13 protein-coding genes are annotated in these 13,556 nt (G+C 61.6%); 12 read left to right on the top strand and 1 reads right to left on the bottom strand.

Translation table 11 applies throughout. The annotated features are described in order from the left end of the window. Positions 1-37 precede the first annotated feature (37 nt). Both J5Y06_RS03285 and J5Y06_RS03280 read left to right on the top strand, forming a co-directional pair. On the top strand, positions 38-1,000 hold the full coding sequence (locus J5Y06_RS03285; RefSeq protein ID WP_209333666.1) for a hydroxymethylglutaryl-CoA lyase: 963 nt from the start codon (positions 38-40) through the stop codon (positions 998-1,000). A 2-nt stretch (positions 1,001-1,002) separates the two neighbouring features. Then, positions 1,003-2,190, top strand: coding sequence for a CaiB/BaiF CoA transferase family protein (locus tag J5Y06_RS03280; RefSeq protein ID WP_209333665.1), 1,188 nt, complete (start codon positions 1,003-1,005; stop codon positions 2,188-2,190). A 357-nt stretch (positions 2,191-2,547) separates the two neighbouring features. Here J5Y06_RS03280 and J5Y06_RS03275 read toward each other — a convergent pair whose 3' ends face one another. Next, positions 2,548-4,215 carry a Na/Pi cotransporter family protein gene (locus J5Y06_RS03275; protein ID WP_209333664.1) on the bottom strand — a complete coding sequence of 556 codons (1,668 nt, stop codon included), beginning with the start codon at positions 4,213-4,215 and terminating at the stop codon, positions 2,548-2,550. 278 nt (positions 4,216-4,493) lie between these two features. On the opposite strand from J5Y06_RS03275, the gene J5Y06_RS03270 reads away from it, so the two are divergent. The 10 genes from J5Y06_RS03270 (at position 4,494) to J5Y06_RS03230 (ending at position 13,455) form a co-directional block, all read left to right on the top strand. Next, positions 4,494-5,738, top strand: coding sequence for a cytochrome P450 (locus J5Y06_RS03270; protein WP_209333663.1), 1,245 nt, complete (start codon positions 4,494-4,496; stop codon positions 5,736-5,738). A 483-nt stretch (positions 5,739-6,221) separates the two neighbouring features. Beyond that, positions 6,222-6,635 carry a VOC family protein gene (locus J5Y06_RS03265; protein ID WP_209333662.1) on the top strand — a complete coding sequence of 138 codons (414 nt, stop codon included), beginning with the start codon at positions 6,222-6,224 and terminating at the stop codon, positions 6,633-6,635. Between the two features lie 184 nt (positions 6,636-6,819). Beyond that, the gene (locus J5Y06_RS03260; RefSeq protein WP_245247537.1) at positions 6,820-7,641 is read left to right on the top strand and encodes an ABC transporter ATP-binding protein; all 822 of its coding nucleotides are present in this window, start codon (positions 6,820-6,822) and stop codon (positions 7,639-7,641) included. A gap of 47 nt (positions 7,642-7,688) precedes the next feature. Continuing rightward, positions 7,689-7,952 carry a hypothetical protein gene (locus J5Y06_RS22985; RefSeq protein WP_245247536.1) on the top strand — a complete coding sequence of 88 codons (264 nt, stop codon included), beginning with the start codon at positions 7,689-7,691 and terminating at the stop codon, positions 7,950-7,952. Positions 7,953-7,974: 22 nt separating this feature from the next. After that, complete coding sequence (locus tag J5Y06_RS03255; RefSeq protein ID WP_209333661.1) at positions 7,975-9,111, top strand: ABC transporter substrate-binding protein; 1,137 nt, start codon at positions 7,975-7,977, stop codon at positions 9,109-9,111. Positions 9,112-9,173: 62 nt separating this feature from the next. After that, positions 9,174-9,995, top strand: a complete 822-nt coding sequence (locus J5Y06_RS03250; protein ID WP_209333660.1) for an ABC transporter permease — start codon at positions 9,174-9,176, stop codon at positions 9,993-9,995. Further along, a complete protein-coding gene (locus J5Y06_RS03245; RefSeq protein WP_385930934.1) occupies positions 9,992-10,816 on the top strand; it encodes an ABC transporter permease in 825 nt (274 codons plus the stop codon). Before J5Y06_RS03250 ends, J5Y06_RS03245 begins: the two co-directional genes overlap by 4 nt. Positions 10,817-10,823: 7 nt before the next feature. Continuing rightward, positions 10,824-11,864, top strand: a complete 1,041-nt coding sequence (locus J5Y06_RS03240; RefSeq protein WP_209333659.1) for a LacI family DNA-binding transcriptional regulator — start codon at positions 10,824-10,826, stop codon at positions 11,862-11,864. Then, positions 11,864-12,679: an inositol monophosphatase family protein gene (locus J5Y06_RS03235; RefSeq protein WP_209333658.1), complete on the top strand. Its 816-nt coding sequence runs from the start codon at positions 11,864-11,866 to the stop codon at positions 12,677-12,679. The genes J5Y06_RS03240 and J5Y06_RS03235 overlap by 1 nt, the downstream gene beginning before the upstream one ends. Further along, positions 12,676-13,455, top strand: coding sequence for a phosphodiesterase (locus J5Y06_RS03230; protein WP_342453357.1), 780 nt, complete (start codon positions 12,676-12,678; stop codon positions 13,453-13,455). The genes J5Y06_RS03235 and J5Y06_RS03230 overlap by 4 nt, the downstream gene beginning before the upstream one ends. Positions 13,456-13,556 lie beyond the last annotated feature (101 nt).

Here is a 13,556-nt window from a genome sequence, read left to right as displayed (position 1 = left end):
TGGTGGACCACGACAACTCTTTTCGGCGGGAGGCGAAATGAGCCCCAGCGCAGCACCGCTCCAAGGTTTTCCTGCCAAAGCGACGATCATCGAGGTCGGCCCTCGCGATGGGCTGCAATCGGAGCCCCGCTGGGTGCCGACCGAGGAGAAGGTTGCACTTGTGAATGGCCTGATCGGCGCTGGGCTGCGCCACTTCGAGGCGACCTCCTTCGTATCGCCGCGTGCCGTGCCGCAGATGCGCGACGCGGCCGACGTTCTTTCGGGCATCGATCGTCAAAACGGTGTCGAACTCACCGCACTCGTACCCAACGCCAAAGGTGCTGAACGCGCGATTGAAGCCGGCATTGACGCGATGGTCGTGTTCATGTCCGCGTCGGAAAGCCACAACCGCAAAAACGTCAACCGCTCGCGCGAAGATTCGCTAGCGGGCTTCGCCGAAATCTGCCGCATGGGCGAAGCAGCCGGCAAGCCCGTCTACGGCGCGATCGCCACGTCGTTCGGCTGCCCTTTCGAAGGTGACGTACCAGTTTCAGCCGTAGTGGACATCGCCCGACGCTACCGCGACATGGGGATCACCACCATTTCTTTGGGCGACACCACCGGCATGGCAACGCCGCCGCTGGTTCAGGAGCGCTGTCGCGGCCTACGCGCTGCTGTTCCCGACATCGACATTACCCTCCATTTCCACAACACGCGGGGCGTGGGGCTCGTTTGCGTTTATGCGGGGCTGATGGAAGGCGTGACGCGCTACGAGTCGAGCATCGGCGGGCTTGGCGGCTGCCCGTTCGCGCCGAAGGCCACCGGCAATATCTGCACGGAAGATCTTGTTTACATGCTGGATGAATGCGGCGTCGAAACCGGCGTGGATCTGTCCCGCCTCATCCCCACCGCGCGGCGCATTGAAACGGCTGTCGGCCACCCGCTTCCCGGCCAACTGATGAAGGCGGGGCCGCGGCTCGAACTTCATCCGATGGACGCGGTGGCGACGGCGAACGGGTAAGCATGGACGAAAATCCCCCTCGCCTTCCGCTTGACGGCATCCGCGTTATCGACCTGACGCGGGTCCTGTCCGGACCGTTCTGCACCATGATGCTGGGCGACATGGGCGCCGAGGTCATCAAGGTGGAAACGGGAGAAGGCGATCCGATCCGAAGCCAGGGCACGTTGCGAGACGGCTTCTCCTGGTATTATGCAGCCTTCAACCGCAACAAGAAGTCGGTTCTGCTCGATCTGCGCTCGGACGACGGCCGCGCAGCCCTTGGCCGTCTGATCGCCTCGGCCGATGTTCTTGTCGACAATTTCCGCCCAGGCGTCCTCGCCAAGATGGGTTTCGGCAAGGATCGGCTAAACGAACTCAACCCCCGGCTTGTTACGGCCCAGGTCAACGGCTTCGGATCGACCGGCCCTTATGTGGATCGTCCCGCCTTCGACTTCATCGCACAGGCCATGAGCGGGCTGATGAGCGTGAACGGCTTTGCGGGCGGCGAGCCGGTGCGCTCGGCACAGCCGATCACCGACCTTGTTGCCGGCCTTTACCTTGCCTTCGGCATCGTCAACGCGTTGCGGGCGCGTGATCTCAACGGCAAGGGTCAACACGTCGAAGCCGCCATGGTGAATGGAGCCATTTCCATGATGGCCTACCTCGCATCCGAGTATTTCGTCACCGGGCGGCTGCCCCAGCGCACAGGCAACGATCATCCCCTAGTGGCGCCCTACGGCCTCTACAAGACGGCCGACGGCGAGATCGCTGTTGCGCCATCGAACGACGTGATCCTGCGCAAGTTCCTCGCTTCACTTGATCTGGAACACCTGCTTGACGATTCACGCTTCGACACCAACGCCAAGCGCTTCCAGCGGCGTGCCGAACTGCACGACCTGATTGATGGCGCCCTGGCCCGTGACACGTCCGAGGCTTGGATCGCGCGCATCAATGCCGCAGGCGTGCCTTGCGGCCGCGTCCAGGACATCGCGCAAGCCTTCGCCGACCCGCAGGTGATCGCCCAAGAAATGGCAATCGATGTGGATCACCCGGGGCATGGCGCCGTTCGGATGCTGGGCTTTCCGGTGAAGCTCGACGGCACCCCCTGCACGGTACGCCACCCGGCGCCGGAGCTTGGCCAGCATAGCGAAGAAGTTCTGGCTTCGGTGGGATATTCGAGTGAAGACGTTGGCCGACTGAAGGTACGTTGAACCCTCTGGAAATGGCCGCGGATAAGATGCTCCTTGGTGCCGCAGCTCCCGAGCAAGGGAGGTGGAAGGTGGATCGTCGTGCGTGTCGGCCCTTCCTGGATCAGTCGCAGCTGAAAGGAACTACCGGATTGCTTCCGGTGACCGCAAACGGCCTACCCGAGCAACCCTTTTCCCGCACGAATCAACGCGGCCCAGAAGGCAAGGTCATCCGCTAAGTCCGCCTTCACAGGCCGAGGCCGGCCTTTCGACGAAGCCATCGAAGCGTTCGGGACTGGAAGATGGCTATGGCACGGGCCCTCGAGCGATCATCCGTTCCAAGATAACCGTGTTGTCGGCCCCGTCCATATCAGGCGAGCTTCACTCAGCCGCGCGAAGCCGGGAGCCGCTCAGGAGACCTCGTTCTTCAAGAACAGGGTAAGCAATGGCTGTCAGGAGCGAATTGATCTGCTTCAGGTCGCGGATCGTGTCCAGGTGGATCGTGCTGGTGTCCAGGCTCCTCACCGTGCCCTCGCGCAGACGCTCGAAGTGCCGGCGTGCCGTTTCCTTCTCTGCCTCCCGGAGCTGGTCCTTCTGCAGAACAAGTTCGCGCGCAGTCCGTGCATCTCGGGATACGAGCACGTTGAACGCGAGGCGGGCGTTGGCGAGAACGGTGGAGTGGAAGCTCGCAAGCTCCAACCAGCCGTCTTCGGTGAATTCGAGCTTGTGCTGCACTTTCTTGCGGACATGGACGAGCATGTTGCGAACAATTACGTCGCCCACCTGTTCAAGCTTCACGCATGCGCCGAGCAGCTCCTGGCAGCGCTCAGCGTCGTCGTCTTCCATCCGATGCGGATCGATGCGGGCAAGGTAAAGCTTGAGCGCCGCATGGCGCCGATCGACCCGGTCATCCAGCGCGGCGAGATCTTCGATAGCCTTCTGGTCTGCGGCTTCATAGAGCATGAAAATGCGTTCCAGCATGATCTCGATGTCTTCACAGACGCGGACGACCTCACGCGTTGCATTGCCGAGCGCGAGCCGTGGAGAACTCAACGCCCCATCCTTCAATGCGCTGGGAACCTCGATCTCGGCGGTGGACAAGGAAGCGTCTCCAACGGTCTGCTGGACGAGCCACCTTGATGCTTTGGCAACCAGCGGTGCGGACGGCACGCCGGCGATCAGCATCAGGACGTTGAAGGCGATATGGGCGTTCACGATACGGTCGGCGGGCGCGGTGCCAAGCCAAGAAAGCTGCGGGTCCAAGGCCGTCAGGAACGCCAGCGCCGTCACCGAACCCGCGCCCCGCATGAGAAGATTTCCGATCGGCACCACACGAACGGCAGGCGGCGACCTGCGGGTGAGCACCGGCGCGATAATCGAGCTGCCGAGGTTGATGCCGAGCACCATCACGAGCCCGAGCTCGGGCGGGACGATGCCCTTTTCCGCAAGCGTCGCCAGAAGCAGGACGGCGGCAATGCTGGAGTGAAACAGCCAAGTCGCCAGAGCCGCGAGCAGGAAGGCGGTGACCGTGTCCTCCGACAAGAAGCCGATGATGACCGGAACAACCGAACTCTCGCGCAGAGGCTCCGAGGTCTGGCCGATCATCTCAAGCGACAGCAGGAGCAGGCCGACACCGACCAGTATGCGACCGAGTTGTCGCCATTCCCGCCTGACAGTCGTCATGAAGATGGTCGTGCCCGCGGTCACGCAGAGAGGCACGAGAAAAGAAAGGTCGAAGCTAAGCAAACGTACAACCAAGGCAGAACCGACTTCAGCACCGCGTACCGCCAGTTGGCCGCCAAGCGTCGACACGATGCCCGAACCTGCAAAGGACCCGACCAGGAGCGTGACGGCTGTCGAGCTTTGAAAGGCTACGGCTAGTCCCGCGCCCGTTGCGACAGCCAGGAGCGGCCTTTGCATGCTCTTGCGAAGCTTGACCCGCAGCACGTCCCCGTAAGCACGCTCAACCCCGGTCTTGACCATCCGCGTGGCCCACAGGAGCAGTGCGATCGCGCCCGCGAGATGCAGGAAAAACACCGATCCGGACATAGCTCTGCTCCTTCCATAACTCTGGAAGGCTATGCACTCCCATGCAGAAAGTCCATTTCAAAAGTTAGCCGGTTAAAGGAACGCTTTGGTCTCTTGATCGAAACCAAGGTGATCTTGGCGGTGATCTTTCTTATCTGGCCTGCTCCCTCAAGGAGGGCAGCTGCAGGGCCTTGAACTCAAGCCGGTCAGGTCAGAGTTCTCCCGATCTTCCTGCTACGGTTGCCGTTGGGGATCATCGGCCCAAATCTCCCATTGGTGGTGGATTGAGCGGTGAGTGAATGACTGAGAAAATCCCGAAGGTGAAAGCGCTGGACTCCTCGCTCGCTTTTTTGCGTGAGGGCTACCGCTTCGTTTCGAACAGATGTGCAAATTTGCACTCCGACGTCTTTCAGGCGCGCTTGCTCGGCAAGAGCTTCTTTGTGGCTCAAGGTGAAGATGCGGCGAGGACGTTTTATGCGCCGGAGCGCTTCACCCGCAAAGGCGCCCTGCCCACCTCCGTTCTCCACTTGCTCCAGGACAAAAACAGCGTGGCAACGCTGGACGGAAAGGAGCATCACCACCGAAAAGCGATGTTCATGGCGCTGATGAGATCAGAACGCCTGGAGCTCGTGGCCCGCCTCACATCCGAGGAACTGCGCAACGAGGCGAACCGCGTGGTGGGCCAGGAGGTGTCGTCGCACACGATCTTCCGCCTTGCGCTCGGTCGCTCGGTTTGCCGGTGGGCTGGCCTTCCGCTGGAAGGAGCAGAAAGAGATCGGCTCATTGGCCAGCTCGGGGCGATGATCGACAATGCGGGTCGGGTTGGGCCGCCGAACTGGCTGGCGCGCGTGCGGCGCTGGGGCGCGGAACGCAAGGCACGCCGCTTTGTGGAAGCGGTAAGGGAGGGTTCGTTGGTGCCGCCGGAGGGAAGCGCTTTGCACGACATTGCGCTGCACCGGGACCAGGATGGAAACCTGCTTCCCGCAGGCACGGCGGCGATCGAGCTTCTCAACATCCTCCGGCCCACAGTCGCTGTGGCTCGGTTTGCCACATTTGCGATGCTCGCACTCCACCAGCATCCGCGGGCGCGCCAGCGCGTCGCATCGGATGATGACTACCTGCAGGCGTTTGTTCAGGAAGTGCGGCGGACGACGCCATTCTTTCCAGTGGTGGCAGGTATCGTGCGACAGCCATTTACATGGCGGGGACGCAGTTTCGTCGAGGGAGAGCGCTTCATGCTCGATCTCTACGGCACCAACCATGATGCGCGGCTCTGGAGTGCACCGGAAGACTTTCAACCTGAACGCTTTCTGGGCTGGGGTGGCAACGCCTTCACCTTGATCCCACAAGGCGGCGGAGATCACGATCAGAACCATCGTTGCGCCGGGGAGTGGATGACGATCGCGCTCATGGAAACCATGCTGCGCACGATGACCCGCGAGATCCGCTTCACCGTTCCCAAGCAAAATCTGACCGTCGATCTCTCCCGCATGCCGGCGCTGCCAAAAAGCGGCGTGATGATCAGGATTGAAAAGGTGCTTTGATGCCTGAGAGGCCGTTCCCTGAAGACCAGGAACAGGCGCCAGCTTGAGCCGTTCGGAAAAAGCTTCTCGTTCGATCAGAACAGCGTCACAGACTTCATCTGGCAGCGCCTCAGCAATGCCAGCGATCCCTCACGCAAAGTTAAACCGGATCTTTCGCGATGGGGGAAGCCCGCTTCACAGCTGTGTCCACGAGGGCAGGGCCATCCCTTTAACAATGCTCCTGATCCCATAAGGCAGCGACCCAAGGCGACAGATCCGGTCGCTCGTCCAGGTCGTCCAGGTCGCCGGCGACTACCGACCTTGTGACGACAAACCGCTCATTCAACCGGGCAACTAGCGCGAACGGAAAGCCGGGCGATGGCTTCTTGTTCACCCGTTCTTGTCCTCGGCTCGTTACAGAATGGGTCCGGACGGACGGCGTGCAAACCTTGTTCACCTCCGCTATCAGTGTTGACGCTGTTCCCTTCTTCGAGGACCCATCAGATGCATTCCCGGTTCCACCTCGCCTACCATGTCACTGACCTTGACGAGGCACGATCGTTTTATGGCGGCGTGTTGGGGTGCGAGGAGGGTCGCAGCACCGACACCTGGGTCGACTTTGACTTCTTCGGGCACCAGCTTTCTCTCCACCTCGGGCAGCCGTTCGCGACGACCCGCACGGGAAAAGTCGGAGACCACATGGTTCTGATGCCTCATTTGGGCGCGGTGCTGCCGCTGCAGGATTGGCTGGAGCTTGCCCGGCGCATCGAAGACAAAGGCGTGGCGTTAGATATTCCTCCTGTGGTTCGTTTCGAAGGTGAGCCCGGTGAGCAGCGGACGATGTTCTTCCTTGATCCGAGCGGCAACCCAATCGAGATCAAGGGCTTCCGCGACTTCGATGCGATTTTCGCACGCTGAGCAGATGCGCTAGGGTCTAGCACCCAGCGGACGCGCACGAGCCGCGATGCTGCAACACGTGTGCGCCACCTTGAGGCGCGGTCGCACACAAACATAGCTTCAAGAACGCGGCTGTCATCAAGCCGTTAAATGCGCGGACTAGGAGTTCCCTTGGTCGATGCACAGCTGTGCAACGGAAGGGAACATGACCAAGCCAGCTTTTCTCCAACTTCGCGATGTCAGCGTCGGCTACGGCAAGACGCAGGTGATCGATGCTGTCGATCTGGACATCGCCAAAGGCGAGTTCGTGGCGCTGCTTGGGTCATCGGGCTGCGGCAAGACCACCCTGCTCCGCACGATCGCCGGCTTCGTTTCTCCGAGCTCAGGCGCCATCCGCATCGCTGAGCGCGACATCACGACGATGGCGGCGGACAAGCGGGGCATGGCTCTGGTGTTCCAGTCCTATGCCCTGTGGCCGCACATGACGGTTGCCCAGAACATCGGATACGGGCTGCGGCTGCGGCGCTTGCCGCGGGCGCAAATTGAGGCGCGGGTCGGCGATATGGAAAAGCTGCTCGGGCTTTCTGGTCTCGGCTCCCGCAAGCCGGCGCAATTGTCGGGTGGGCAGCGCCAGCGCGTCGCGCTCGGCCGCGCTTTGGCGATCAATCCCGAGATCCTGCTGCTCGACGAGCCGCTGTCGAACCTTGACGCCCGCATCCGCCTGACCGTTCGCGACGAAATCCGAGCCCTGCAGCTGCGGCTGGGGATTACCGCCATCCACGTCACCCATGACCGCGAAGAAGCGATGGTGATGGCCGACCGGATCGTCATCTTGAATGCTGGCCGCATCGCCCAGCAGGGAACACCGGAAGCGGTTTACAACCAGCCCGCGTCGCCCTTCGTAGCGGCATTCATGGGCGCGGAAAATCGCCTGGAGCTATTTGGGACGGCAACAGGGGACCGCTTCGAGATAGCCCCCAGCGAGATCAACAAGGCTGCCGCCGTGCCCTGCACAACCGCAGCCTGAGGTCCGGAGCGGTGGAAGCGCGGTTCCGGGCCGAAGCGGCAGAACTCATGCCCCTTTCCGCGTCCGACGCGCCCGCAGGCAGTGTCGAGTTCCTCGGCGAGATTGCTCATGTCAGCTATCCCGGCGGCACTTGGCGGCATGCCGTGCGCCTGGGCGACAGCTTGGTCAATGTCGACGCGCCGGAAGCCTTTCCGCCCGGCCACGCCGTGCGCATCCGCGTGTCGCACCAGTCGCTGTTCCTGTTCAGCGTCGCCTCACAAAAGGCGGCGCCTCCCCATTCCAGCGCTTTGCTGGAAGTTTCCGAGCCATGATCCCACAATTGGAAATCCTGATATGAAGATCGTTCTCAAGGCCGCTCTGGCCACTGGACTTTTGGCATCGCCGGCGACTGCCGCCGAGCTGACCGTTTTGACGGCAGGCGACCAGAACATGGTCGACTACGTCAACGAATATTTGGCGCCGCTGTTTGAAGAACAGAACCCCGGCAACACGGTTCGCGTCGTCGGCACCGGCCCTGGCGACGCGGGTTCGCAGAAGATCGTCGAGCGCTCCGAAGCACAAGGCAAGGCGAATGCCGAGACCTGGGACTACGATGTCGCCGTGGTGCATGAAAAGTTCGTCGGTCCTTTGGTGAAGGCCGGCTATCTCGAGCAGTATCGTGACCGGATCTCAACCGGCAAGCTGGTCACCCGCGCCAATGCCGACATGGCGCTGGGCACGGATGTGAAGGGCTATGTCATGCCCATGTTCAACAGCCAGACGGCGCTTGCCTATAATCCGGCGCTCGTGTCCAACCCGCCCAAGAGCTACGAAGAGCTGGTGAACTGGGCCAAGGAAAACCCAGGCAAGTTCGGCTACAACGGCATCAAGGGCGGCGCTTCGGGCGTCAGCTTCGTGATGGGCTGGATCTATGCCTTCGGCGAGGGCGACGCGAACAAGCTGATGAATGGCCCGTTCGAGGAAGCCGAAACAAAGAAGTGGGACGGCGCGCTTGCGAGCCTGAAGGACTTCACCACAAATGCACAGTTGACCCCCGGCAATGCCGGGACCCTCGACATGCTGAGCCGCGGCGAAATCGCAATCGGTCCGGTTTGGGTCGACATGTTCTATTCCTGGCAGGCGAATGGCCAGCTTCCACCCGAATTTAAGCTGGTTCTGCCCGAGCCCGGCATGCCCGGCCAGCCGATGCATTACGTGATCCCATCCAAGGCCACCGATGTGAAGCTGGCCGAGAAGTTCGTTGAACTGGCGACGAGCCCGAAGGTGCAGGCGGAAGGCATCGTGGAACGCTTCAGCTGGTATCCGGGGATCGACGCGCAGCATGTGCAGGCCGAGCTCGAGCCTGCGTCCTGGAACAAGTTGTTTACGGATGTGACGCCTGAAGACCTGGCCAAGAATGGCAAGCCTTTCCCGATCGCGCCCTACAACAGCGCCATTCTGGAAGCTTACGAGCGCTCCGTTTCCAACTAAGCCGCCACAAGGGCGAACCGCGCGGCGATCCTGTCGCGCGGTTTCTTGTTCGGACTGACTTCATGACCACCCGACTGACCGGCCTACTGCTTGTTCTGCCCGCGCTGGCCATGGTCCTCCTGTTTTTCATCCTGCCGCTGAGCGCATCCGTGATCGGAGCCTTTGAAGTCGAAACCGGCTTCGGACTGGCGAACTTCGTTAAGGCCTTCGACTTCTACAGCCAGGACATGCTTTTCACGCTGGTGATCGTGTGCTTGTCGACCGTGCTGATCGGCCTGCTGGCAATCGCCATCGGCGGCTACCTGACGCTTGGCGAGAACCCGCGCGCCGTTGCGATCCTCCGCAATCTTTATCGTTGGCCGATGTTCATCCCCTTTATCGTGGTTGGGCAGGTGATGCGCACCTTTCTGGCCAAGAACGGGCTGATGAACAGCACCCTTGCCGCGTCCGGGCTGATCGATCCGGCACAGGCCGTGAGCCTGCTGGACTGGCGCGGCATCGTGATCGCCTTTGTCTGGAAGCAGACGCCCTTTGTCGCGTTGCTGGTCGCAGGATCGATGGCGTCGCTCGACCGCGGCACGATCGAGGCTGCCCGAAACCTCGGCGCATCACGCCTGCGCATTCTCGTGGAGATTGTCGTTCCGCAGGTGGCGCGCACAATAATGGTCGGCCTCATCCTGTCTTTCGTGACCATGATGTCGGTGCTGTCGGTGCCCCTGATGATCAACGCGCAATCGCCGACGATGCTGACCGCCGACATTGCTTTCCGCATCAACGCCTATGGCGATTACGGGACGGCCAACGCGCTGGGCACGATCTCGCTCGTGATGAGTGCCGCCGCTGCACTGATTTACCTGCGCATGACCCTTCGGGAGCGCTCATGATGCGCATGAGCCCTTTGTCACTCGATCTTTGGTGGCTGCCCCGTGCCGCAAGCCTCGGCCTTCTGGCTTTCGTGATCTTCGGCCCCCTCGGCAACCTGCTGCTCTGGGCGTTCACGGAGAAGTGGTATTACCCGCACACGTTGCCACTGGAATACGGATTGAGCTTCTGGAGCAAGGTCTTCTCGGCCAGGGGAAATGCCCTGGAGTCGCTCAGCAACTCCGTCTTGGTGGCATGTCTGACTGTGCTGCTTTCGCTTGCACTTGCGGTTCCGGCAGGCTACGCGCTGGCGCGGCTCAAGCTCCCCTGGCGCGGAGCAATCCTGCTCGCATTCCTTATCCCGCAGGCCTTTCCCAACCTCACCGTGTACGTGAACATCGCGAGGCTGTTCTACCAAATCGGCCTCAATGGCACGATACTCGGCGTCGTGATCGTCCATACCACCCACGGGCTTGTTTTCGCTGTGTGGATCGCCACTGCTGCCTTTTCCGCCGTGGACCACGAATTGGAACAGGCCGCGCGTTCCATCGGCGCGGGCCCGCTGCGGACCTTCTTCGATGTCACCTTGCCTCTGGCCCTTCCCGGCTTGATGGCGAGCGCGATCTTCGTTTTTTTGGAGTCTCTCGATGAGTTCACCGGCAGCTACTTCGTGGGCGCGCCGGATGTGAACATGCTGCCTCTGCTGCTTTACACAGCGGGTTCCGGCGGTAATTATCAGATCGCCTCCATCACCGCCGTGCTGCTTTTGATCCCCTCCATCGGCTTCATGTTGTTTGTGGAGCGTTTTCTGAAAGCCGACGTGCTTTCCCGGGTCGGGCACTAGAAGCATCATGTCGGATCAGGACGGTTCAAGCGCCCAGTTCGTAAACGCCCTTCAGGTGGCAAAACGCGCCGGCGTGTCACGATCGGCCGTGTCGCGCGCTTTCACGCCGGGCGCGAGCATCGCGCCGGAAACCCGCGAAAAGGTGATGCGGGCCGCCACCGAACTCGGCTACCAGGTCAACAATCTTGCTCGCAGCCTGCTCACCAACCGCAGCCGTTTGGTTGGCGTCGTGGCGACCGCGCCGGAACTTGGGTTTCGTGCGCATCTCACCGCCGCGTTGTCCAAAGCCCTGATCAAACGCGGCAGCGTACCCCTGATCATCAACACCGGCACCACCGAAGAGGAGATCAATGCCGCGCAGCAGGCCCTGTTCGGTTATCGGGCCGAAGCCACGATCATCCTGTCCGGATCGCCGCCGGCCTCTTTCGTGGACCTCGCGAAGCGCAACGGCCAGCCGGTTATCGTGATCGGCCGATCCGAACCGGAGGTGGACAGTGTGCTCGTGGACAACATCGTCGCCGCGCAACAGGCCGCCCGCATGTTCGTTGCACAAGGGTTCACGCGCCTGGGGCTCGTCGGCTCGCGATCTGCCACCCCGAGCATCCTCGAGCGTGAACAGGCCTTCTGTGCTGCCGCGCAGGAGCACGGGGCGAAGGCATCCATTGTTCGAGGCGTCGACACGGACTACCGCGGCGGCCGGGAAGCCGCACGCCTGCTTCTCGCGCAGGCGCCGTTGCCGCAGGCCATCTTCTGCGTCAACGATCTGATGGCTTTTGGTGTCATCGACCATCTGCGCAGTCTTGCCAGCCAATCCACGCCCTTGGATCTTGCCGTTGTCGGGTTCGACGATGTGCCGGAAGCTGCCTGGCAGGCTTATGATCTCACGACTTTTCGTCAGGACCCTGATGCGATCGCCAGTGCGGCCATCAAGATGCTTGATCGCCGTCAGGCTGATCCTTTCGTGCCGCCTGTTCGTGCGCGGGTTCCGGCACCCTTGATCCTGCGCAACAGTTTCAGGCCCTCACCTGATCGTTTTGAAAGCCTTTGATGCCCTGCGAATTCCCCGATCTCCCCCGCTTCATCGCGGTCCGCAGCCTGATTGCCGAGGCCGCCGCGCTGGCAAGCACCTTTCGCGCCGATCTCGCGCGCCTTCCTGTTGAACAGAAATCGCATGGGCAGGATCTGGTTTCGGCCGCAGACCGCGCCGTGGAAGACCTGATCCGCGAAGGTCTTGCAGCTGCCTTTCCCGATGATGGGTTCCTTGGCGAGGAAAACGGCCTCAAAGCAGGCTCAGGCGGCTTCACCTGGGTGGTCGATCCCATTGATGGCACCAGCTGCTTTCTGCACGGCCTGACGGACTGGTGTGTCTCGATCGCACTGGTCAAGCATGGCGAAACTGAGCTCGGCCTCATTCTGCACCCCGCAAACGGCGATCTGTTTGTCGCAGCCCGCGGACGCGGTGCTTTTCTCAACGGCAAGCCAATGCGCGTCGACAAGGATGGCGCGGTGGAAAATCGTCTGGTGGGCATCGGCGCCAATCTGCGCATTCCGTCAACCGCCATTTCGGGCTTCATCGACCGGTTGCTGGCTGCCGGCGGCATGTTTTACCGCAACGGCTCCGGAGCCCTGATGCTGGCTCATGTCGCCTGCGGTCGGCTCATCGCCTACTACGAGCCGGGCATGAACAGTTGGGACTGTCTTGCGGGCCTCTGCCTGATCCGCGAAGCGGGCGGTTGGACCGAAGCTTTCGACGCCTCGCAAGCCGGGCTGCAGGCCTGCGGCATGGCCATGGGCGGAGCACCTCAGGTGCGCTCGGAGCTTCTTGGCTTGGTTTCAGGCGAGGCGAAAGGGTCCTTCTCGTGATCAAGCTGATCCACGTTACCGATCCACATCTCACCGTGCCGGGAACAGATCTGTTCGGACTTGATCCGCATGAGCGGCTCGACGCCTGCCTGTCTCATATCGGAGCGCAGCACGGCGACGCCGATCTTCTCGTGATCTCAGGTGATCTCACCCATGATGGCGAACCGCCTGCTTATGAAGCGCTCGCTCGGCGGCTGGAGCAAACATCGGTGCCGTGGCGTGTTTTGATGGGCAACCACGACGATCGCAGCGCTTTTTTCGCAGCGTTCCCCAATTACACCGTACGTCGGGGCTTCGTGCAGGAGGTTGTTGAAGTCGGCGCAACGCGGGTGATCCTGCTCGATACGCTGCAGGATGGTCGGACCGAAGGTGAGCTGTGCCCTGAGCGTGGGGAATGGCTCGACAGGGCACTTGTTGAAGCTGGCGAACGCCCCGTCTTCATCTTCATGCACCACCCGCCCTTCGCCATCCACCTGCCCGCGCTGGACCGGATTGGGCTGGGCCTAAGCGAAGCGTTCCACGCGCGGTTGAAGCGGCACGGCAATGTCCGCCACATCTTTGCAGGCCACGTGCACCGCCAAACCTCCGGCTCCTGGCGCGGCATCGGGTTCAACACGCTTTCAGGAACAAGCCACCAGGCAGCCGCGATCTTCAACGAAGACCGCTTCGGCACCACACTCGAACCCGCAGCCTACGGCGTGATCCTGATCGATCAGGACAACGTGGTGGTGCACACGGTTCACTTCCTTCACGATGCAGAGGCAATCCGGAGCTGAAAGTTGGTAAGAGCATAAGCTCAACGTCAGGGACGTCGAAGCGGCATTACCCCGTGCTCTCGCGCAATCATCAAAGAAATTGACGCCGACGCTTGTCAGAC

Origin of the sequence: Tianweitania sediminis (assembly GCF_017813335.1) — a bacterium.
GTDB classification, from domain to species: Bacteria; Pseudomonadota; Alphaproteobacteria; order Rhizobiales; family Rhizobiaceae; genus Tianweitania; species Tianweitania sediminis.
Note: the sequence above shows the minus strand (reverse complement) of the source record. Positions and strands in the feature narration are given on the sequence as shown.